11 protein-coding genes and 2 pseudogenes are annotated in these 19,876 nt (G+C 66.9%); 4 read left to right on the forward strand and 9 right to left on the reverse strand.

All coding sequences use genetic code 11. The features are described from left to right. Positions 1 to 387: 387 nt before the first annotated feature. Entirely contained in the window at positions 388 to 2,580 is a 2,193-nt protein-coding gene (locus tag U5760_RS16980) for a hypothetical protein (protein ID WP_322013380.1), read from the forward strand. Positions 2,581 to 2,622: 42 nt separating this feature from the next. On the opposite strand, the gene U5760_RS16985 is transcribed toward U5760_RS16980, so the two are convergent. The 8 genes and pseudogenes from U5760_RS16985 to U5760_RS31670 all read right to left on the reverse strand — a co-directional run. Next, positions 2,623 to 3,741, reverse strand: a complete 1,119-nt coding sequence (locus U5760_RS16985; RefSeq protein ID WP_415914121.1) for a diguanylate cyclase — start codon at positions 3,739 to 3,741, stop codon at positions 2,623 to 2,625. Between the two features lie 44 nt (positions 3,742 to 3,785). Continuing rightward, positions 3,786 to 4,799 carry a chemotaxis response regulator protein-glutamate methylesterase gene (locus tag U5760_RS16990; protein WP_322013381.1) on the reverse strand — a complete coding sequence of 338 codons (1,014 nt, stop codon included), beginning with the start codon at positions 4,797 to 4,799 and terminating at the stop codon, positions 3,786 to 3,788. Then, entirely contained in the window at positions 4,799 to 7,069 is a 2,271-nt protein-coding gene (locus tag U5760_RS16995; protein ID WP_322013382.1) for a hybrid sensor histidine kinase/response regulator, read from the reverse strand. The genes U5760_RS16990 and U5760_RS16995 overlap by 1 nt, the downstream gene beginning before the upstream one ends. Next, positions 7,066 to 7,770, reverse strand: a complete 705-nt coding sequence (locus tag U5760_RS17000) for a chemotaxis protein CheW (protein WP_322013384.1) — start codon at positions 7,768 to 7,770, stop codon at positions 7,066 to 7,068. Before U5760_RS17000 ends, U5760_RS16995 begins: the two co-directional genes overlap by 4 nt. Beyond that, entirely contained in the window at positions 7,763 to 9,223 is a 1,461-nt protein-coding gene (locus U5760_RS17005) for a CheR family methyltransferase (RefSeq protein WP_322013386.1), read from the reverse strand. Before U5760_RS17005 ends, U5760_RS17000 begins: the two co-directional genes overlap by 8 nt. Further along, on the reverse strand, positions 9,220 to 9,726 hold the full coding sequence (locus U5760_RS17010) for a chemotaxis protein CheW (protein WP_322013387.1): 507 nt from the start codon (positions 9,724 to 9,726) through the stop codon (positions 9,220 to 9,222). The genes U5760_RS17005 and U5760_RS17010 overlap by 4 nt, the downstream gene beginning before the upstream one ends. A gap of 112 nt (positions 9,727 to 9,838) precedes the next feature. Continuing rightward, a pseudogene (locus U5760_RS17015) lies at positions 9,839 to 11,008 on the reverse strand (methyl-accepting chemotaxis protein); the annotation flags it as partial. Next, positions 10,997 to 11,512, reverse strand: a pseudogene (locus tag U5760_RS31670) (MCP four helix bundle domain-containing protein); the annotation flags it as partial. The pseudogenes U5760_RS31670 and U5760_RS17015, both read right to left, overlap by 12 nt. 298 nt (positions 11,513 to 11,810) lie before the next feature. Between U5760_RS31670 and U5760_RS17020 the strand changes: the two are divergent. Next, a complete protein-coding gene (locus tag U5760_RS17020) occupies positions 11,811 to 13,199 on the forward strand; it encodes a PucR family transcriptional regulator (RefSeq protein ID WP_322013389.1) in 1,389 nt (462 codons plus the stop codon). Here U5760_RS17020 and U5760_RS17025 read toward each other — a convergent pair. Further along, a complete protein-coding gene (locus tag U5760_RS17025) occupies positions 13,196 to 14,821 on the reverse strand; it encodes an AMP-binding protein (protein WP_322013391.1) in 1,626 nt (541 codons plus the stop codon). The genes U5760_RS17020 and U5760_RS17025 overlap by 4 nt on opposite strands. Before the next feature lie 377 nt (positions 14,822 to 15,198). Between U5760_RS17025 and U5760_RS17030 the strand changes: the two genes are divergently transcribed. Together U5760_RS17030 and U5760_RS17035 are read left to right on the forward strand one after the other, a co-directional pair. After that, a complete protein-coding gene (locus tag U5760_RS17030; RefSeq protein WP_322013392.1) occupies positions 15,199 to 16,776 on the forward strand; it encodes an inorganic phosphate transporter in 1,578 nt (525 codons plus the stop codon). A 252-nt stretch (positions 16,777 to 17,028) separates the two neighbouring features. Continuing rightward, positions 17,029 to 19,863 (forward strand): patatin-like phospholipase family protein, encoded by a 2,835-nt coding sequence (locus U5760_RS17035; protein WP_322013393.1) that lies wholly within the window; start codon positions 17,029 to 17,031, stop codon positions 19,861 to 19,863. Positions 19,864 to 19,876: the final 13 nt, after the last annotated feature.

A 19,876-nucleotide genomic window follows, 5' to 3' on the forward strand; every position in this document is an offset into this window, starting at 1 on the left:
TCATGATCTTTCGACTGCGAAAGGTTGTTGGGTCGATGGGCTAACACAGGGGGATCGGGTTTATTCCAGCGGCATCACACGCTTTTTTTCATCAGCTTTTTTCGCATGGGCTGGGGGTGTTGCGGAGCAGCAAACCGGTCTCGTGCGTTTGCGGCCTCGTGCATCGCACTGGCAAGACGAGACGCGGTTCGCAATAGAGCAATTCGCACTCCCAAATCTTTCGCATACCTGACCATTTTTGAAGACCGATCGACCATTCCCGCAGCATAAAAATATTCACATTACCCACGCTGAATATTGTGCGAATTATTTCGCCGGCACCCCGTGCGAGCATGACGACGACCTGCCACATGGCACACAGGCTTCGTTCTTCCGGGGGAACACGTCATGACTTTTTCTCGCCGCCTGCTGGTGGCTTCGCTCGCGTTGCAGTCGCTATGCGCCGGCCCGGCCATCGCGCAAACGTCGCTCAACGCCACCACGTCCTGGATCGGCAACAGCTTCGGCTTTGGCGACGGCAAATGGATGCAGCTCGATGTGGAAGCCATCGCCGTCGCACCCGACGGCACCGTCTATGCCAACGCTCCGTGGGACGAAAGCGGCAGCGAAATCGGCGTATATCGAGCCGGCGACAAGCTCGCCGTGGGCGGCAACACGCACGGCTGGGGCAACGCGGGCGGCGACGCCATTGCCGCCAACGGCACCTACCTCTACGCCGCCATCTCGATCGGCAACGAAAGCAACGCGCTATCGGGCGCCGACTACCCGGCCGCCAACCAGACCTGGTGGGGCGTGACGCGCCGCCTGCGCACCAACGTCGCGCAAGGTGCGCCGTTCGCCAGCGGCATCGGCAACAGCGCGAACACCACGAAGGACAGCTTTCTGCGCGTGCGCGTTGCGGCAACCGGCGTCGACGCGGCCGTGCGCGGCCTCGCCGCTTCGGATACCGAGCTCTACGTCTCCGATACCTCGGGCAATCGCATCGTCGTCTATGACGCGCAAACGATGCGCCAGTTGCGCTCGTGGACCGTGCCCACTCCGGGCCGCCTCGCGCTCGCGAGCGATTCGACGCTCTGGGTGATCGACGACCTGCAGGCCGCGAGCGGCCCGCGCATCGCCCACTATCGCGCGGACGGCAGCGCGCTCAACGATGCGCCCGTGTTGCCCGAAGGCACGGTGCCGACCGATCTCGCGTTTGCCCCTTCGGGCCAGTTGACGATCTCCGACAACGGCCCGGCACAGCAGATCCTGCTCTACAGCCGCGCGGCCAACGGCACGATGCAGCTTTCGGCCACGCTCGGCACGCACGAGGGCATCTTTCATGCCGTGAAGGGCACGCCCGGCGACTGGCGCTTCAACGGCATCACCGGCATCGGCTATGACTCGGCGGGCAATCTGTACGTTGCGCAGAACGGCCAGGGGCCGCGTCCGTTCGGCTCCGCACTGGTGGGCCAGGGCGCGGTGCTGGAAAGCTACGCCATGAGCACGCGCACGTCGGCGTGGCGCCTCTACGGTCTCTTGTTCGTCGATGCCGGCGCGTTCGACCCCGCCTCGACCAACCACATCTACACCGGCTCGAAGCTCTTCACGATGGACTACTCGCAGGCGCCGGGCAAGCAGTGGACTTATGCGGCCTTCACGCTCGACCGCTTCGATTACCCGAACGACCCGGCGTTCCACCTTGCGCGCGGGGTACGCGGCTCGCCGATGGTGCGGCGCTTCAATGGCCAGGTCTTCCTCTACACGCTCGACGAATACGCGCACTATCTGAGCGTCTATCGCTTCGCCCCGGCCGCCGAGGGCCAGGTGGCGATCCCCTCCGGCTTCTTCGCGGAAAATCCGCTGCCGGGCGGTTGGCCCGCCGGCCAGCCCAGCTACGGCGAATGGATGTGGCGCGACGCGAACGGCGACGGCGAGGTGAGCGCCGACGAGATCGTGGCCAATCCCTCCACGGGTTCGACCGTGGGCGATGGCTACTGGTGGGTGGATACGCCCGGCAACGTGTGGCTCGCCACGCCCACCTCCGGTATCCGCGAAATGCCGCTGCTCGGTCTCGACGGGCACGGCAATCCTATGTATTCCTATGCATCGGAGAAGATGTTCAGGATGCCGGCGCCGTTCGCGCGGATCGCGCGCATCGTCTATGACGCCGGCACCGACACGATGTACATCACGGGCTATACGGCGGCCAGCCAATACAACGCCACGCTCTGGAAGGAAGCCGGTCCGGTGATGGCGCGCTACGACAACTGGTCGAGCGGCTCGCCCGTGCTCGCCTACACCGTGAACCTGCCGTGGAACACCCAGAGCAATCCGCAGGTGACGACGGTGGGCATCGCCGTGGCGGGCAACTATGCGTTCATCGCGGAACTCTATACGCAGCGCGTCGATGTCTACGACACGCGCAGCGGCCAGTTCGTCGGCGCCCTGACGCCCGGTGCGGACGTGGGCAGCACCTCGGGCTGGGTGGACATCTACATGGGCATCAGCGCCGCGCAGCGGCCCGACGGCAGCTATGTCGTGCTCGTGGAAGACGACGCACGCGCGAAGCTGCTGATGTATCAATGGACGCCGGACTGAACGGCGGACCCGCTACGCCCCCCGCAGTCGCCCCCAGCACCCTCAGGCCCGCGTGCCGATCTGCGTAGAGAAGGCCACGCGGTTGCGTCCGTCGCGCTTCGCGCGATAGAGCGCCGCGTCGGCCTCTTCGATCAGCGCCGTTTCGGCGACGCCCTCGGCCGGCGTGAGCGTCGCCACGCCGATGCTGATGGTGAGATGCTCGCTCACGGCCGACCCCGCATGCGGCAGCGCCAGCGCCGCCACGTCGCGGCGCATCTTCTCCGCCAGCAGGCGCGCCCCGCCGCTGCCCATGCCCGGCAGCACCACCGCGAACTCCTCGCCGCCGAAGCGCGCGACCAGATCGCGCGGCTGGTTGATCTCGCGGCGGATGGTAGCCGCCACGGAGCGCAGCACGTTGTCGCCCGAAACGTGCCCATAGGTGTCGTTATAGGGCTTGAAGTAGTCCACGTCGATCATCAGTAACGAGACCTCCGTGTTCTCGCGCAGCCCCCGGCGCCATTCGGCGCCGAGGAATTCGTCCAGATAACGACGGTTCGAAAGGCCCGTGAGGCCGTCCGAGTGCGTGAGGCGCCGCAGTTCCAGGTTCGCCCGCAGCAGCTCCTGCTGCGAGCGGCGCAGCGCGCGATAGGCTTCGTCGCGCTGGAGCAGGTTCATGTAGGAGCGCGAATGATATTTCACTCGCGCGATCAGCTCCACGCTGTCCGGCAGCTTGACGAGATAGTCGTTCGCCCCCGAGGCAAATGCCGCGCTCTTGATCGCCGGCTCCTCCTTGGTGGATAGCACGATGATCGGCACATCGCGTGTGGCTTCGTTGGCGCGATAGGCCTTCACGAGCGTGAGCCCGTCGGTGCCCGGCATCACCAGGTCCTGGAGGATCACGGTGGGCCGCACTTCCTGGGCCGTATGCACGGCATCTTCGGGATGCGAACAATAGTGGAAGTCGATGTCGCGCTCGCTGGCGAGCGCGCGGCGCACGGCTTCGGCGACGATCGCCTGATCGTCCACCAGCAGCACCATCATCGGCAGGTCGGATGCGGGCAGCGGTTGTTCGAGCGCGGCTCGCGCCGCTTCGAGCGAGGCTTCGAGCGCGGCATCCACAGTGCCGCCGGTCGCCGACGCGTCGGGTTCGTCTGGCGGGAGGTTGGACTTCTCGGTGGTCATGATGATCGGTCGCTATCGGTCTATCGGTAATGAGTCAATGCGGTTCAAGCGGCACGCTTGACGCGGCTTTTCAGGTCGGCGGCGATGGCGCCGAGCGGCAGGATCGCTCGTGCGGCACCCAGCGCGGCAGCGGCCTTCGGCATGCCATAGACGGCGCAGGATGCCTGGTCCTGGGCGATCGTGAAGTAACCCTTCGCGCGCATCGCCTTCAGGCCGATCGCCCCGTCGCGCCCCATGCCGGTGAGCAGCACGCCTATGGCGTCGCCGCGCCAGTGCTCGACCACGCTATGAAAAAAGGTGTCGACGGAAGGCCGGTACGGCGTATCCGCGGGTTCGCGCGTGTAGGCCAACTGGCCGCTGGCCGTCATGCGCAGGTGATCGTTGGTCCCTGCGAGCAGCGCGACGCCCGGCTCCGGCCGGTCGCCTTCGTTCGCCACGCGCACCGCCAGCGGCGTCTGCCCGTCGAGCCACTGCGCCATGCCTTCGGCAAAGGACTGGTCCACGTGCTGCACGATCACGATCCCCGCGCCAAAACCGGCAGCCAGTTCGCCGAGCACGGTCGCGAGCGCCGTGGGGCCGCCCGCCGACGCGCCGATCGCCACGAGCGGCGCGCGGCCCGGCGCCGCATTCACTGCGGCGGCCGACGTGCGGACGGCTTCCGGCGCGCGATGCAGCCGGCCGATCTGTTCGATCTTCGCGAGCAGCAAATCCATCGTGCCGCGCGCGTCGGGACCGGCGAGCGTGGGCGTATCCACGGCGTCGAGTGCGCCCGCGCCCATCGCTTCGTACACGCGCCAGGCGTTCGCGCCCACGCTGCTCGTGACGATCAGAATGGGGCACGGCGAAGCCGCCATGATGCGCCGCGTGGCCTCGACTCCGTCGAGCTTGGGCATCACGAGATCCATCAGCACGACATCGGGCTGCTGGGCGGCACAGAACTCGACCGCCTCCTCGCCGTCCGCCGCCACCCACAGCACGCGGTGCTCGGGGCGGCGCGCGATGGCGTGGCGCAGCGCCTCCACCGCAAGCGGCATATCGTTAGCAATGCCGATGTTCATCAGGTCGCCTCTCCGATCAGGTCGTTGACCGCGTCGAGCAGCGCTTCGTCGTGGAAGCTGCCCTTGGTGAGATAGTAGTCGGCGCCCGCATCGAGCCCGCGCCGCCGGTCGTCCTCGCGATCCTTGTACGAGACGATCATCACCGGCACGTTCCTCAGTTGCGGGTCGTTCTTGATCATCGTGACGAGTTCGATACCGTCCATGCGCGGCATGTCCACGTCAGTGATGACGAGGTCGTAGCGCGCGTGGCGCAAGGTGGTCCAGCCGTCCATGCCGTCCACGGCCACCGTGACCGCATAGCCGCGCTTTTCGAGCAGCTTGCGCTCCAGTTCGCGCACGGTCAAGGAATCCTCCACCACCAGCACACGCTTGCGCTCGCGCGCGGCGCCTTCGCGCCCGCGCGCCACACCGGCAAGCTGCCCCTCGCGCACGAGCCGCGCCACCGAGGCTACGATATCCTCCACGTCGATCAACAACACGACCTGGCCGTCGTCGAGAAGCGCCGCCGCCGAGACGTTGCGCACTTTCCCGAGGCGGCTGTCGAGCGGCTGCACGGCCAGCGTGTGCTCGCCGATGAAGCCATCCACTGCGATGCCGTAAAGGCCCGCTTCGTCGCCCACCAGCACCACGCACACGTCGCCATCCGCCTCCTGCACGCCGCTCGCGCCCAGCAACTGGCGCGCCGTCACGAGACCCACGGGCCGCCCTTCCCACGCAATGTGCTGCTGGCCTTCGAGCGTCTCGATGGCGCCGCGCGGCACGCGCAGCGCGCGGCGCACGCGCGCGAGGGGAAACGCATAGGCTTCGCCCGCCACGTCGACGATCAGGCTGCGCACCACCGAAAGCGTAAGCGGCAGTTGCAGCACGAAGCGCGTGCCGCGACCCTCGCCGCTCTCGATGCGCACCGTGCCGCGCACCGCCTTGACGAAATCCTGCACCGCGTCGAGGCCCACACCGCGCCCGGACACGTCGGTGACGGTGTCGCGCAGCGAGAAGCCCGGCAGCAGGAGAAAGTCGTGCAGCTCGGCATCGGACATCGCCTCCACCGCATCGCGCGAGGCATGCCCGCGCGCCACGATGGCGGTGCGCAGCGACGCGAGATCGACGCCGGGGCCGTCGTCGGCCACGCTGATGAGCAGCTTGCCCGCGCTGTGGCGCGCTTCGAGCGTGAGGGTCGCTTCCTCGGGCTTGCCGCGGACGAGCCGCGTGACCGGATCCTCCACGCCGTGATCGAGCGCGTTGCGCAGCAGGTGGCCGAGCGGCGCGTCGAGCATGTCGAGGATATCGCGGTCCACCTGGGTGGCCTCGCCTTCGATCGTGAAGCGCACGCGCTTGCCGAGCGAGCGCGCGAGATCGCGCACGATGCGCGGATACGCATGCGCGATCTCGCCGAACGGCCGCATGCGGCATTGCAGGGCTTCGTCGTAGAGCCGCTGCGCGAGGCGCGTACCGCGCCGGTCGAGCCGGTCCAGTTCGTCGAAGCGCTCGGCCAGCTGCCGCTGCAACGCGCCGAGCGACGTGCGGATCTGGGCAAGCGCGGCGCGGGCCTCGACATCGAGCGCGTCCGCGTGACGATCCTCGAACTGGCCGAGTGCGCCCAGCACGTCGCCCTGGGCGTAGCGCACGCGCAGGAAAGCATCGGCAAACGGGCGCATGCGGCGCGATTCGACCAGCGTTTCGCCGGCAAGACCCACGAGACGGTCCAGCGTAGCCGCGCGCACGCGCAGCATGCGGTGGGCGTCGGCAGTGCTGGCGTGGCGTTCGCGCGCGGGCTCGGCTTCTTCCGAACTCGCCGCGGCGGGTTGCGGCTGAACAGGTGTCGCGGGCGCGGCAGGCTCGGCAAACGCGGGCGCTTCCGGAAGCGAGGCCGCGAAGTCCTGCGTCTGGTTTTGCCCCGTGAGCCGCGCGACGAACGCATCGACCGCGTCGCGCGCGAGCGGCGGCGCGTCCGCGTCGCCGGCCGCCAGCAGCAAGTCGATCCCCACGAGCAGTGCATCGATGCGCAGCGCGTCGATCCGCAATTCGTCGCGTTGCGCGGCGACAAAGCAATCCTCCATCGCACTCGCCACGTCCACCGCTTCGGGCAGCCCGACGATGCGCGCCGCGCCCTTGAGCGAATGCGTCGCGCGCATGCACGATTCGAGCGTCGCCGCATCCGCCGGCGATCCTTCGAGCGCGAGAAGGCCCGCGGAAAGCGTACGCGTCTGCGTTTGCGCTTCCTCGCGGAAAAGGTCGAGCAGCGAGCGGCGGCTCAGTTCGTCGTCGCTCATCGCACGCTCCTCGCAAGTGCCTCGAATAGCGCATCCACGTCCAGCACGCCCACCGAGCGGCCGCGCGAGACGTACACGCCGCGCACCAGCCGGCCACCCTGCGCCAGCGTGGCCGGCGCGGCCAGCATCTCCTCCGGGCCGAAGTAGGCCACGCCCTCCACGTCGTCCACCGGAAACGCCGTCGTCTCGCCGCGCCGCTCCGCCACGAGCAGGCGGCGCCGGCCGGGCCGCGCGGCGGACGTGTCCGGCGCAGCCTCGACATGCAGCAACGCGGCCAGCGAGACGGCAAGCGTCAGCACGCCACGCACGTTCACGATACCGAGCACGGCCGCACTGCGCCGGTGCGGCAGCGAGTGGATCGCGCGCGCCTCGCCTACGTGCTGCAACACGGCGGCCGGCAGCGCGAGCCATTCGGCGCCCACGCGGAAGACGAGCGATCCTTCACGTTTTGCGGCGCCGTTCTTCGCGGGGCCCGCATCCACACCGGCTTCGCCGTTCAGGAGGGCGGCGGGCAGCGCCTGCGTGTTCAGTTCCACCGGGCGGTCGAGCATGCGCGCCGCAGCCTGTTCGAACACGGGGCAATTGAGGCAACGCAGATACTGTTCGAGGCGCGGACACGAGTTGTCGCCGCGCGTGCCGATGCGGTTCCAGCAGTCGTCCTGCGGCATGCGGGCCAGCACGGCCGGTTCGCGTTCAGACATCGGCGCCTCCTTGACGAGGCGTCGGCGGCGCGGCGCGTTCGGCGCGGCGCATCAGGCGGTGCGCGCCGTCGCGGTCGCCTTGCACTTCGAGCAGCACCGCAAGATGGGTGAGCGCTTCGTAGTGAGCCGGCTCGAGGTAGAGCGCCTTGCGGTAGTGGTCGCGCGCCTCGGCGGGATGGCCCTGGGCGTCGGCGATCAGGCCGAGCAGATACCAGGCGTCGGCGTCCGGCGCCGCAGCCTCGGTTGCATCATGCGCGGCTTGCAGCGCGAGGCGATGCGCGCCGTCCAGATCGCCCGCGTCGGCCAGGCTTCGCGCCTGGGCGAGCGTTTCGTGGGGTGGCGTGGCGGCGACGGAGGTGGCAGACCTGGCAGGCGCGCTCGCGCTCGCCATCGCACGAGGCGCTCGCAGCGCGCGAGACGGCGCGGCGGGGACGGCGGGCTTCATCCAGGGCGTGTTCAATGAAGGCTGCAAGGGTTGATGAGGCACCATGCTCGCCGCCGTTGTCATCGTCAGCGCTGGCGCGGTATGCAGCGCACGCAGCGCCACGGGCGCGGGTGCGGGCGAGAAGTGCGGCGCGAACGCCCGCCTTCCCAACTCGCCTTCATTGGGCAAGCGAAAGCCGAACGCGAGCGGAATATAGGCGGACACCATCTCGTGCCGCATCATGAGCCCCGTTTCGGCGGGGCCGACGAAGATCATGCCGTCGTCGGCAAGGCACGCGCGCAGGAGGCCCATGGCGCGATCCTGAGCGTCGCGGTCGAAATAGATCAGCACGTTGCGGCAGAAAATGAAGTCGTAGCGCACCGGATGGGCCGCAAGCCATTCGAACAGGTTGGCACGTTCGAACGTCACCGGGGCACGCACCTGCGGACTCACGCACCAGCCGTCCTCAACTGCCTCGAAGTGGCGCTCGCGAAACGCGAGGCCATCGCCGCGAAACGCGTTGCGTCCATACACGCCGCGCTGCGCCGCCGCGATCGAAACCGAGCTGATGTCGATCGCGTCGATGCCGAACTGTTCCGCCGTGAGACCCGCGTCCAGCAGCGCCATCGCCGCCGAGTAAGGCTCCTCGCCGCTCGAACATGGCACGCTCAGCACGCGCAGCACGTCGCCGGGCCGCCGCGCGAGCCGCTCCATCCCGAGCCGCGCAAGCGCCGCAAAGGCTTCGCGCTCGCGGAAAAACCAGGTTTCCGGCACCACGAGCGCATCGATCAGCGCCTGGCGTTCCGCCGCTTCGGACGTGAGATGCAGCCAGTACGCGTCGATCACGAGGCACGGCACGGCCGAACCCGCCTCCCACGCAGGCGGAATTCCGGCCTGTTGCTCGCCGGCTATCGTCACCGCGGCCCGCTGCGCAACCGCGCGCATCAGCGCATTGGCGCCGAGCGCCTGGGCGTCGATACCCGTTTCATGAAGAAGCCATGCCGCGAAGCGCGGATCGCCGTCGTTCACGATATCGCTCCCTGTGCCTGCCACGTGGGCGGATCGGGAAAGAGCAACGCGCGCACGCGCGCGTCGAGCAACTGATCGACCTTCACCCATTGCACGAAGCCCTGCTCGTCGCGCGCGACGGGTCCGAGCCAGCGCGCTTCGGGCGTGGCGATGCCGCCTTCGGCGAAGGCCGTTGCGGCAAATACCGCAGTGCGGGTTGCGCATTCGAGCAGGAGTGCGATGTAACGGGGAGTACCTTCGCTTGCCGCCCCGGAAGCCGCCTGCGCGCCCCGGTCGTGCACGAGCACGAGCCGCGTAGACATGAGCGCGCGCGCGGGCCGCCCGAGCGCCAGCATGGCGAGATCGATCACCGGCACCGGCACGCCCGCGTGCCCGATCAGTCCGGCGATCCACGGCGGTGTGCCGGGATGCGCCCGCACGGGCGCGAGCGGCAGCACATGCGCGATCTCGCGCGCATCGAGTGCATAGCGTTCGCCGTCTAGCTCGAACAACAGGAAAAGCATCGCCAGTTCCCCGCGGCGGCCAGACTGCGCGCGCCGGTTGCGTCCACCGTCTTGCGTGCCGCCGGTGTCCGCTGTTTATATCCGCCGTTCAGATCTTGCTTCGGATTCCGAATCAGGCTTCGATCCTGAAGCGTGAGACACCCGTGCGCAGCTCGTTGGCCACGAGTGTCAGGTTGTCGATGGCCTGCGAAGACTGGCGCAGCGATTCGGCCGTCTGCTGCGCGGCCTCCGAAAGCTGCGTGAGCGCCTGGGTGATCTGCTCGGCGCTCGTGGCCTGGGCCTGCATGCCGTCGTTCACCATCTGGAAGCGCGGCGCGAGCGTCTGCACCGCGCCGATGATCTGCGAAAGCTGCACGCCCACGGCCTGCACGTCGTGCATGCCGCGGCGCACCTCTTCCGCGAACTTGTCCATGCCCATCACGCCCGCCGACACCGCCGACTGGATTTCCTTGACGGTCTGCTCGATGTCGTAAGTGGCCACGGCCGTCTGGTCCGCAAGGCGCCGGATCTCGGTCGCGACCACCGAGAAGCCGCGCCCGTACTCGCCGGCCTTTTCCGCTTCGATGGCGGCGTTCAGCGAAAGCAGGTTGGTCTGGTCGGCCACTTTCGTGATGGTCGCCACCACCTGGTTGATGCTTACGGCCTTCTCGTTGAGGATCGCGAGCTTCGCGTTCACCGAGCCCGCCGCCTCCATCACGCTGCGCATGGTGTCTTCCATGTGCGTGAGGCCGCTCTGGCTCGTGGTCGCGAGGCCGGCCGACTGCTCGGCCACCGTGGCCACTTCGCTCATCGTGCGCACCAGATCGCGCGCGGTCGCGAAAATTTCGCGCGAAGTCGCGCCGATTTCGGTGGTCGTGGCTGCCGTTTCGCTCGCGGTGGCCTGCTGCTCTTTCGATGTGGCCGCCACTTCCGCCACCGAGGTCGAAACCTGCAGCGACGACTTCTGCGCCTGCGCCACGAGGCTCGCGAGTTCGTCGCTCATGCGGTTGAAGCCGTCCTCCAGCACGCCGAACTCGTCGCGCCGGCCAAGGCGCAGACGCTGCGTGAGGTCGCCGGTGCGCATGGAATCGTGCACGTCCACGAGCCGCGCCATCGGCACCGTGATCGAGCGATAGAGCGCATAGCCGGTCGCGAGCGCCGCAAGCAGCACCACGCCCAGCGCCGTGGCCAGCGTGATCTCCGTGCCCGTGACCGAGCTGCGGATGGTCTGCGCCGAATCGTCGGCCTGCGCGCGGTTCTCGTCCACGATCACGTTCGCCGAGTCCACCACTTCGCGCCAGGCGCCGTCGAGCTGCACGAACGCCGTCTGCGCGGCGGCGCGCGAGGCGGGCAACTGGTGCGCGATGGCCGTGATCTGCGGCAGGTAGCGGCCATAGGCGTCGCGAAAGCGCTGAAAGCGTTCGCGGTCGTCGGCCCGGAACACGCTGCCTTCGTACTGCTTCACCAGGCGGTCCACCTGGGTCATCGCAGCGGGCAGTCCGGCCAGGTCGCGGGCGGTGGCGTCCGCGTCGGTATCCACGAAGGCCGCGCGCTCGGTGAGCGCGTAGGTCTGGTTGGCCGCTGCGCGCAGCGAGGTGGCGTAGAAGAGCCCCGGCACGGAATCGTGCGTGAGGCTCAGGGCTTCGTCGTCGATGGCGCGCAGGCGGCTATAGGAAATCACCGCCGTGGCGAGCATCAGCACGAACAGCAATCCAAAGCTCAGAACGATGCGTGTGCCGAGCGTATATCGACCCTCGGTCTGGCGCGGCAGGCCGGCTTGGCCGGCTCGGGGCATGGCGGTGCTCATGGGTATCTGGGCTTTTCCGTTGGCTGGGCCAGGGCTTGCCGCGACGCGCCTCGATGCGCGCCGCAATCGCCGCTGGACAAAAGGCCCGTCATGCGGCCCTCACGGTCGGTAGTGTAATGGGTTTGCGCACTTTTATGGGATGACGGACGGGTCTTGGGGCCGGACCAGGCGGGCTTTAGCGGCTTTTTGGCAACACGTGCGGAGACGTCGGACGGCGGGCGCCATGACGGCGATTCCGGGCGAGCGCCACCCTGCGCGTTACCCTGGATCGACGGCCGCACGCTTTCGTGCGTAAACTTTGCCGTTTTCCACCCCCGCGACCCGCGCCCGCCCCGACGTGCTGCCTCCCGTTCCCCGCATCAGCCCCCGCCTGCGCGCGAAGCTCCAGCCGCTTGCCGGCGATCCGTCGAGTGCCGTCGAACGCACATTCTCGGCGATGACCGCGCTCGAAGGCTATAGCCGGCTCACGCCCGCCGTGCGCAAGGACATTCTCGCTTCGATCACGATGTCGGCCGAACTCTGGTTCAGCTGTCTGCTCGCGGGCAAGCCGCCCACGGACGAGGCGCTGGAGCGCCTGAACGCATCGGCGCGGCGCCGCGTGCATCAGAACGTGCCGCTGCAATCGCTGTTGCGCGCCTTCCAGCTGGGCGCCCGCGAAATCTGGCGCATCTGCACGGACATCGCGCACGCCGACCGCACGCTCGAACGCGAGCTGCTGTTCGACATCTCTCCATGGCTGCTCGACTATTTCGACGCCATGACCCAGCACATCACCCAGGCCTATCTCGCCGAGCAGTATCAGCAGGCGCGCTGGCGCGGTTCGCTGCTGCATCAGCTCCACGGCCTCGTCTTCCACGCGCCCGACGACACCGAACGTTTTCGCGCCACGGTCGAAGCGCTCGGCCTCGACGCCACGCTGCCGCGCGTGGCGCTCGCCATCGACCTCGATCTGCGCGACTATCCGCCTTCGGCGCACGACGATGCGCTCGACCGCTTCGCGCTCGCCGCCGCACGGCATCTGGAGGTCAAGCCCGATACGCTCGTGCGGGTGTGGCATCGCGAACGGCTCGTGCTCTGGGTGCCGTGCGCGCGCGGCGACGCGCTCACGCGCAGCGACCAGGCCATCGCCGAACGCGCGGCCGCGCTGGTGCGAGCCGAGCCGCGCGTGCGCAGCATCGGCATCGGCCTCATGAACGAAGGGGCGCACGGCTGGGCGGCTTCGGTCGACGAGGCCTTCAAGGCAGTCGACTTCGCACGGCGCGACGGCGACGTGCACCGCTATTCATCGATCGCCATCGAGGAAAGCGTGCGCAGCAGCGCCAACGTGCTGCGCTACCTGACCTCGCTCGCCGAACAACTGGCGGGCGAGTCCGATCTGCTCGCCACGCTGGAAGCCTATTTCGCGCATGGCCAGCGCCGCCGCCCCACCGCCGAGACGCTGGGCGTGCATCCCAATACGCTCGATTACCGGCTCGAACGCATCGAAACGCTGCTGGGTGCGAAGCTGGACGATGCCGGCTGGATCGGCCGGCTGGACGTGGCGTTAAAACTGCGCGGAGCCGCACAGCCGGAACGAGCCGCACCGCGCGCGAAGAAAACGGCGGCCTCCCGCGCGTCCGGGAAAAAGACAAAAGAAGCGAAAGCGGGAACGCGCCAGCCCGACGTTCCCGAACGCCAGAAACGTTAGCTGACCGTACGAAGCTCGCGGCGCAGAATCTTGCCGACCGTGGACTTGGGCAGCGATTCCACGAAGCGCACGATGCGCGGCACCTTGTAAGCGGCCAGCTGCGCGCGGCAATGCGCGATCACGGCCTCTTCGGTGAGCGCGGCGTCCGGGCGCATGACCACGAAGAGCTTCACGGCTTCGCCGGTGCGCTCGTCGGGCACACCGATGCAGGCGCATTCGGCCACGCCGGGCAGCGCGGTCGCCACTTCCTCGACCTCGTTCGGATAGACGTTGAAACCCGAGACAAGAATCATGTCCTTCGACCGGTCGACGATGCGCAGGAAACCTTCTGCGTCGATCACGCCCACGTCGCCGGTGCGGAAGTAGCCGTCGGGCGTGAACGCCGCGCGCGTCGCTTCTGCGTGGTTCCAGTAGCCCTTCATCACCTGCGGCCCCTTCACGCAGATCTCGCCCGCCTCGCCGGGCGCGGCCTCCACGCCGTCGTTGATCAGCTTGATGTCGGTGGACGGCACCGGCAGGCCGGCCGAACCCGTGAAGCGGTTGATCGAACCCGGATTGAACGACACCACGGGGCTCGTTTCGGAGAGGCCATAGCCCTCGCGGATGAAGGTGCCCGTCACCGCTTGCCAGCGCGCGGAAACGGCCGCCATGGTTGCCGAGCCGCCGCCGCCCGCCAGCCGCAGGCGCGAAAAGTCCGCCTCGCGAATGCGCGGATGCCCCGCGAGCCCCGCATACAGCGTGTTCACGCCCATGAAGGTAGTGGGCCGCGCGGCCTTGAAGATATCGATGAGGCCATCCAGATCGCGCGGATTCGCCACGAGCCAGTTTTCGGCACCAATCGAGAAGCTCACGATCAGATTCACGGTGAGCGCGAAGATGTGATAAAGCGGCAACGCGGTGACGATCACCTCGTCGTCCTCGCCGAGCAGGCCCGGCATGAAGGCCTTGAACTGCACGACGTTGGCGACCAGGTTGCGGTGCGTGAGCAGCGCGCCCTTCGACAAGCCGGTGGTGCCGCCCGTGTATTGCAGAAAGAGCGCGTCGTCGCCCGTGAGCGCAACCGGTTCGAACGGCAGATTCGCGCCGTCGGCAAGCGTCTGCGCGAAGGTCGCGGCCACGCCGTCGCGCTCGCCGGATGCCGCTGCGGCTTCGCCCAGTCCGCCGAGCAGGCCGGTCACGATCACCGTCTTCAGGCCGGTTTTGGCCCGCACGGCCTCCACGGTGGGCAGCGCCCCTTCGAACACTACGATGGTCTCGACGCCCGCATCGTTCAGCTGGTGCTCGAGCTCGCGCGGCGTATACAGCGGATTGACGTTCACCTGCACGGCGCCCGTCCGCACGATGCCGAGGAGTGCGACGGGAAATGCGGCCAGATTGGGCATCATCACCGCTACGCGGTCGCCCTTCTTCACGCCAAGACGCTGTTGAAGATAAGCGGCAAACGCACGCGAGAGACGGTCCACGTCCGCATAGCTCAGCGCGCGGCCGGCGGCGCGAAATGCGGTCCGTGTGGCGAAGCGGCGCATCGCTTCGTCGAACAGGTGGGCGAGCGACGGGTAAACGTCGGGATCGATCTGGGCAGGGATGCTGCCGTAACTGGCCAGCCAGGGTGCTTCGGACACGTGCTCCTCCATGTTTTTGCAAGGCCCGCAACGAATGCGGCGCCGGGGCGGCAACTCTGCGCCGCTCTCTGGCTTCCATGCTAAGGCGCCAAAGATGCGGTGGGAACTGGTAAACCGGACAGGTCGATTGTGAAAAGTCACAAAGACTACCCGATTCAATCCGCATGGGGGCTGCTCATCCTCGCTACCATGCGCTTCCTTCTGTGAGACACTGGCGCGACCCTATCGAAGCGTCCCCTGTTCGGCAAGCCCGACGTGCCCGCCCATCGCTTACACCTTCCCTGCACGCGCTAGTTTGCGAACGATACGCGAAGGCGAAACAAGGTTGCTGCGATGTTGCCTTGTCGCGCGTCCGTGTCAGCCACAGAGGCAATCTCATGCCCGACATACCCTATAGCCCGCAGCACGCCACGAACCGCCGCGGTCTCGCCATCGGGCTCTTCGTTGCGGTCATCGTGATCGGCGTGGTTTATGTGATCCAGCACCTCGTGGTCGATCTGAGCGCCGTGCGCGAAAGCTCCGCCCTGCCCTTCGTATTGCTCGGACTCGCGCTCCTCATTGCGCTCGGCTTCGAATTCGTCAACGGCTTTCACGATACCGCGAACGCGGTCGCCACCGTCATCTATACGAACTCGCTCGATCCGCATCTGGCCGTGGTGTGGTCGGGCGCGTGGAATTTCCTCGGCGTGCTGATCTCGAGCGGCGCGGTGGCGTTCGGCATCCTGCAACTGCTCCCCGTCGAACTCATTCTTCAGGTGGGCAGCCACGCGGGCTTTGCGATGGTCTTCGCACTGCTCATTGCCGCCATTCTCTGGAATCTCGGCACCTGGTATTTCGGGCTGCCCTCGTCCAGTTCGCACACGCTAGTGGGCTCGATCATCGGCGTGGGCGTCATGAACCAGTTGATCAGCGGTCCCTCCGGCACGAGCGGCGTGGACTGGGGCCAGGCCGCGGGCGTGGGCAAGGCACTGCTGTTCTCGCCGATAGTCGGCTTCGTGCTCTCCGCCTTGCTGCTGATCGCGCTGAAATTCGTCGTGCGCGTGCCGAAGCTCTACAGCGAACCGGACGGCAACGAGCCGCCGCCGTTCTGGATTCGCGCGCTGCTCATCGCCACCTGCACAGGCGTTTCGTTCGCACACGGCTCAAACGATGGCCAGAAAGGCATGGGCCTCATCATGCTGATCCTGATCGGCGTGGTGCCCACGGCCTACGCGCTCAACAAGGCCGTCACGCCTGCCGAAACCGACACCTTCGTCGCCGTCGCGCGCCATGCTTCTACGACGCTGGCGAAATACACCCAGGACACGCCGCCCGACAATCCGCGCGGCGAAGTCGAAACCTATGTCCGCACGCACCGGCTGCAACCGGCCACGCTGCCTGCGCTGCGCCAGCTCACCGACACCATTGCCGACCAGGTGAGCCTCTCGGGATCGATGGCGGCGGTGCCGCAATCGATCGTCGATAATGTGCGCAACAACATGTACGTGGCCTCCGAAGCGATTCGTCTGATGGAAAAGGCGAAGTCGCCGCCCTTCGCACCCGAAGATGCGGGCGCGATGGACGCGTTCCGGCTGCAGATGGATCACGCCACGAAATTCATCCCGACCTGGGTGAAGGTGGCCGTGGCGATCGCACTGGGGCTGGGCACCATGGTGGGGTGGAAGCGCATCGTGGTGACGGTGGGCGAGAAAATCGGCAAGCAGCACCTCACCTACGGACAAGGCGCGTCGGCCGAAGCCGTGGCCATGATTACGATCGGCATGGCCGACGTGTACGGCCTGCCCGTTTCCACCACTCACGTGCTGGCCTCGGGCGTGGCGGGCACCATGACCGCCAACGGCTCCGGCCTCCAGTGGGGCACCGTGCGCAATCTCGTGCTGGCCTGGGTGCTGACACTGCCCGCTTCGATCGCGTTGTCGGCGGGGCTTTACTGGGTGTTCAGGCAACTGTTCTAAGAGCGGGTTGCATGACCCGCCATTTCGCGCCGCCGCATCGATAGGTGAAAATCTTCCTTGAATTGAACCGGCCCGGCTTATAAAAATCAACTATTCCGATAGATGGGCCAACAACTCATGGCATCACGTTCGCTTTCATCTAAAGCGACTACGCAATAAAAGCATTTGCAAACGCTGATAAGGATACCGAAGTGCATGAACCGGACCCGGTTGCGTGCGTCGATATCCCGTTCCGAACAAAAAAGGCGTGCCATGCCAAACGACCGCGACAAGCAAGACGAGCCCGGCGAGCCGCCTGACGAACAGACGCCCGCGCCTTCGGGCTGCTTCTACGACGTGGAGTACGACCAGATCCGCCGCCGCCGGAAGGCCGTGAGCGGCGACGAGGGCGCCTCCAACGAAACCGGTGCGCCGGAGAACCTGCTCGGCCTGGCCATTTCCGGCGGTGGCATCCGCAGCGCGATATTCGCACTGGGTTGCCTCCAGGCACTCGCCGAACGTCACATCCTGAGCAAGCTCGACTATCTTTCGACCGTGTCCGGCGGGTCTTATATCGGCATGTTCTATGCCGCGTTGCACGTCCCGCCCGAGCAACGCAAGGACCCGGCAGCCGGCCAGGACAAGGATCACGCCAGCGCAAGGGCCGGGCAGTGCAAAGACGCGCTCGATCATGCTTCCCGGCTCAGGGCGGCCTGCGACAAGAACGACGATGCGCTCGATTACCTGCGCGCCAACGCGAATTATCTGGCGCCGAACGGTGGCGGCGATTACCTGCTCACCACGGCCATCACGGTACGCAACTGGCTCGCGGTGCAATTCGTGGTGTGCGTCACGATGCTGGCCGTGCTGGTGTCGTTCTGCATTGCCCGGCTGCTCATTTCGTCCGTCGACGGCAACGCCGTCGAGCGCGGGTTCGCTCCGGCAGAGGCTTCTCAAGCCAACATCTGGTGGAGCCCGCTCTGGGGCGTGGCGGGCATTCTGCTCGCGCTCGCCCTGGCGTTCCATATCGCGTTCTGGCTGACCGTGAATTTCGGCGCCAGCCGTGGGCGTCCGCACCCGCAGCAAGCGTATTGCAGCATCTGCAATACCGGGGCCACCCTGCGGCGCGTGCTCTACCGGACATTCCTGATCGCGCTTCCCGCGGTTACGCTGGGCGTCGTCGCATTTGCCTGCTACACCACACGGGCCTGGTTCAGGCTGACGACCGAACAGTCCGGGCCGTTGTCGCCGCCCGCTTTTTGGGTGATGGTGTCCGCCTGGTTTGCCGTGGCGCTGCTCGCATGGCTCTTCGCCATCGTCAAAGCGCAATGGAGCGGCTGGTGGGCGCGCAGCGAACCGCTTGGGTCCAAGGCACGCAACGTGTTGACCAATGCGCTCGTGCGCTGCGGTCCCTTCAACGTCACGCTGGTCCTGTTCCTTGCCGCCGTCGCCGCACTCGTGGATACCATCGGTCAATCGATCGTGATGCGGCTAGACGAACACGCCCTCAATGTCGTGCTCCCGTCGTTCGCAGGCGTCGGTTCGGCCGCATTCGCCGCGTTGAAATGGGCATTGGCGAACCGCGGGCGCAAGCAGAACTCGATGACAGGAAAGCTCGTCCCCGTCGTTGCATTTCTCGCGGCGCTCCTGGTACTGCTCGTGACGCTCAGCTTCTGGGCGTTCGCCGTTCATTACGCGCTCAACCCATGGTTCTCGAAGCCCGGCGTGACGCCGTGTTCCGCCGGGGAACTCTCGTTCGCGCGGTGCGCCGCGTCGCTCTACCCGCTCTGGTGGGGGCTGGGTGTCCTGATCCTGCTTGTGATCGGCTGCGGGATCAGCATCGGCTTCCTGAACCTCTCGAGTCTCGAAAGCCTCTATAGCGCGAGGCTCACGCGCTGCTTTCTCGGCGCAAGCAATCCCTGCCGCCTGCAGAACCCGGGGCTGCGCGACGTCACGAGTCTCATGCCTGGCGACGCGATCGAACTGGGCACCTACTACTCGCGCGACTCACTTGCGCCCGTCCACCTGATCAACATGACGGTGAACAATACCGTCGCCTGGAACGGCTCGCGCATCCTCGCACGCAACAGCCGCGGCTTCGGCATGTGTATCGGACCCGCCGGCATCGAGGTAGGTCCGGGAATCCTGAGTCGTACCCGGCGAAGCGGCGGTTTCCTGACGCTGTATTGCCGGTGGACCATGGATGGCTCGGCCACGTCCGTTACGCAGGTGACAGGCGACTGGCTGAAGCGGCCCGAAAGCGACGGACCTCCGCCCGTCCCGCCTACCGTTCCGCGCTGGGTCAATGCGGTGGAATCGCTGCCGGTGGGCGACTGGTGCGCAATTTCGGGCGCCGCCGTGAGCACGGGCCTCGGCTATCGCACGCGCAGCTCGTATGCGTTCCTGCTCGGCACGGCAAACATCCGGCTCGGGTACTGGTGGGACGCCGGCTCGCAGCCTACCCTGGCCAAGGAGTTCGGCATTGCGCACGGATTCAACTGGATCGCGCGCTGGGTGGGCACACAGTGGCTGCTGTTCCGCGAGCTAAGCGGGGTATTTTATGGCCCGCGCGACCGGCGCTGGTATCTCACGGATGGCGGCCACTTCGAAAACACCGGCGCCTACGAACTCATCCGCCGCCGGGTGAACTCGATCATCGTGTTCGACAACGGCGCCGACCCGCAATACGAATTCGAGGATCTGGCGTTGCTGCAACGGCGCATCCGCATCGACTTCGGCGCACAGATGACGGAGTTGAGCGGCAGCGACCTGACTAAAGCGGAAGAACGGTGGGCCCACCGACTGGGTCGCGGTCTGGACGACAAATCGTTTTGCGAACTCAGTCAATTCGCCAAACGGACCGATCCGCGCTTCGGCGACGAATGCGCGATTGCGTTCAAGGTGACCTTCACCGACCCCAAAGCCGCCCCTCTCGACGTACTGTGGATCAAGCCGGTGATTCCTTCCGACGCGTCGTACGACGTACGCCAATACGCGATCGATAGCGACTTTCCGCAGGAATCGACCGCCGAGCAGTTCTTCGACGAGGCGCAGTGGGAAAGCCATCGCATGCTGGGCCAACACCTCATCACCCAGTTGATCCGCTAAAGGAGGCGGGCCG

This window comes from Paraburkholderia sp. J12, from assembly GCF_905220215.1.
In the GTDB taxonomy this organism is placed as follows: domain Bacteria; phylum Pseudomonadota; class Gammaproteobacteria; order Burkholderiales; family Burkholderiaceae; genus Paraburkholderia.

Bases quoted from the DNA above. Each gene is read 5' to 3' on its own strand.
- U5760_RS16980 (WP_322013380.1), top strand. From the start codon at position 388: ATGACTTTTTCTCGCCGCCTGCTGGTGGCTTCGCTCGCGTTGCAGTCG.
- U5760_RS16985 (WP_415914121.1), bottom strand. From the start codon at position 3,741: ATGACCACCGAGAAGTCCAACCTCCCGCCAGACGAACCCGACGCGTCG.
- U5760_RS16990 (WP_322013381.1), bottom strand. From the start codon at position 4,799: ATGAACATCGGCATTGCTAACGATATGCCGCTTGCGGTGGAGGCGCTG.
- U5760_RS16995 (WP_322013382.1), bottom strand. From the start codon at position 7,069: ATGAGCGACGACGAACTGAGCCGCCGCTCGCTGCTCGACCTTTTCCGC.
- U5760_RS17000 (WP_322013384.1), bottom strand. From the start codon at position 7,770: ATGTCTGAACGCGAACCGGCCGTGCTGGCCCGCATGCCGCAGGACGAC.
- U5760_RS17010 (WP_322013387.1), bottom strand. From the start codon at position 9,726: ATGCTTTTCCTGTTGTTCGAGCTAGACGGCGAACGCTATGCACTCGAT.
- U5760_RS17030 (WP_322013392.1), top strand. From the start codon at position 15,199: ATGCCCGACATACCCTATAGCCCGCAGCACGCCACGAACCGCCGCGGT.
- U5760_RS17035 (WP_322013393.1), top strand. From the start codon at position 17,029: ATGCCAAACGACCGCGACAAGCAAGACGAGCCCGGCGAGCCGCCTGAC.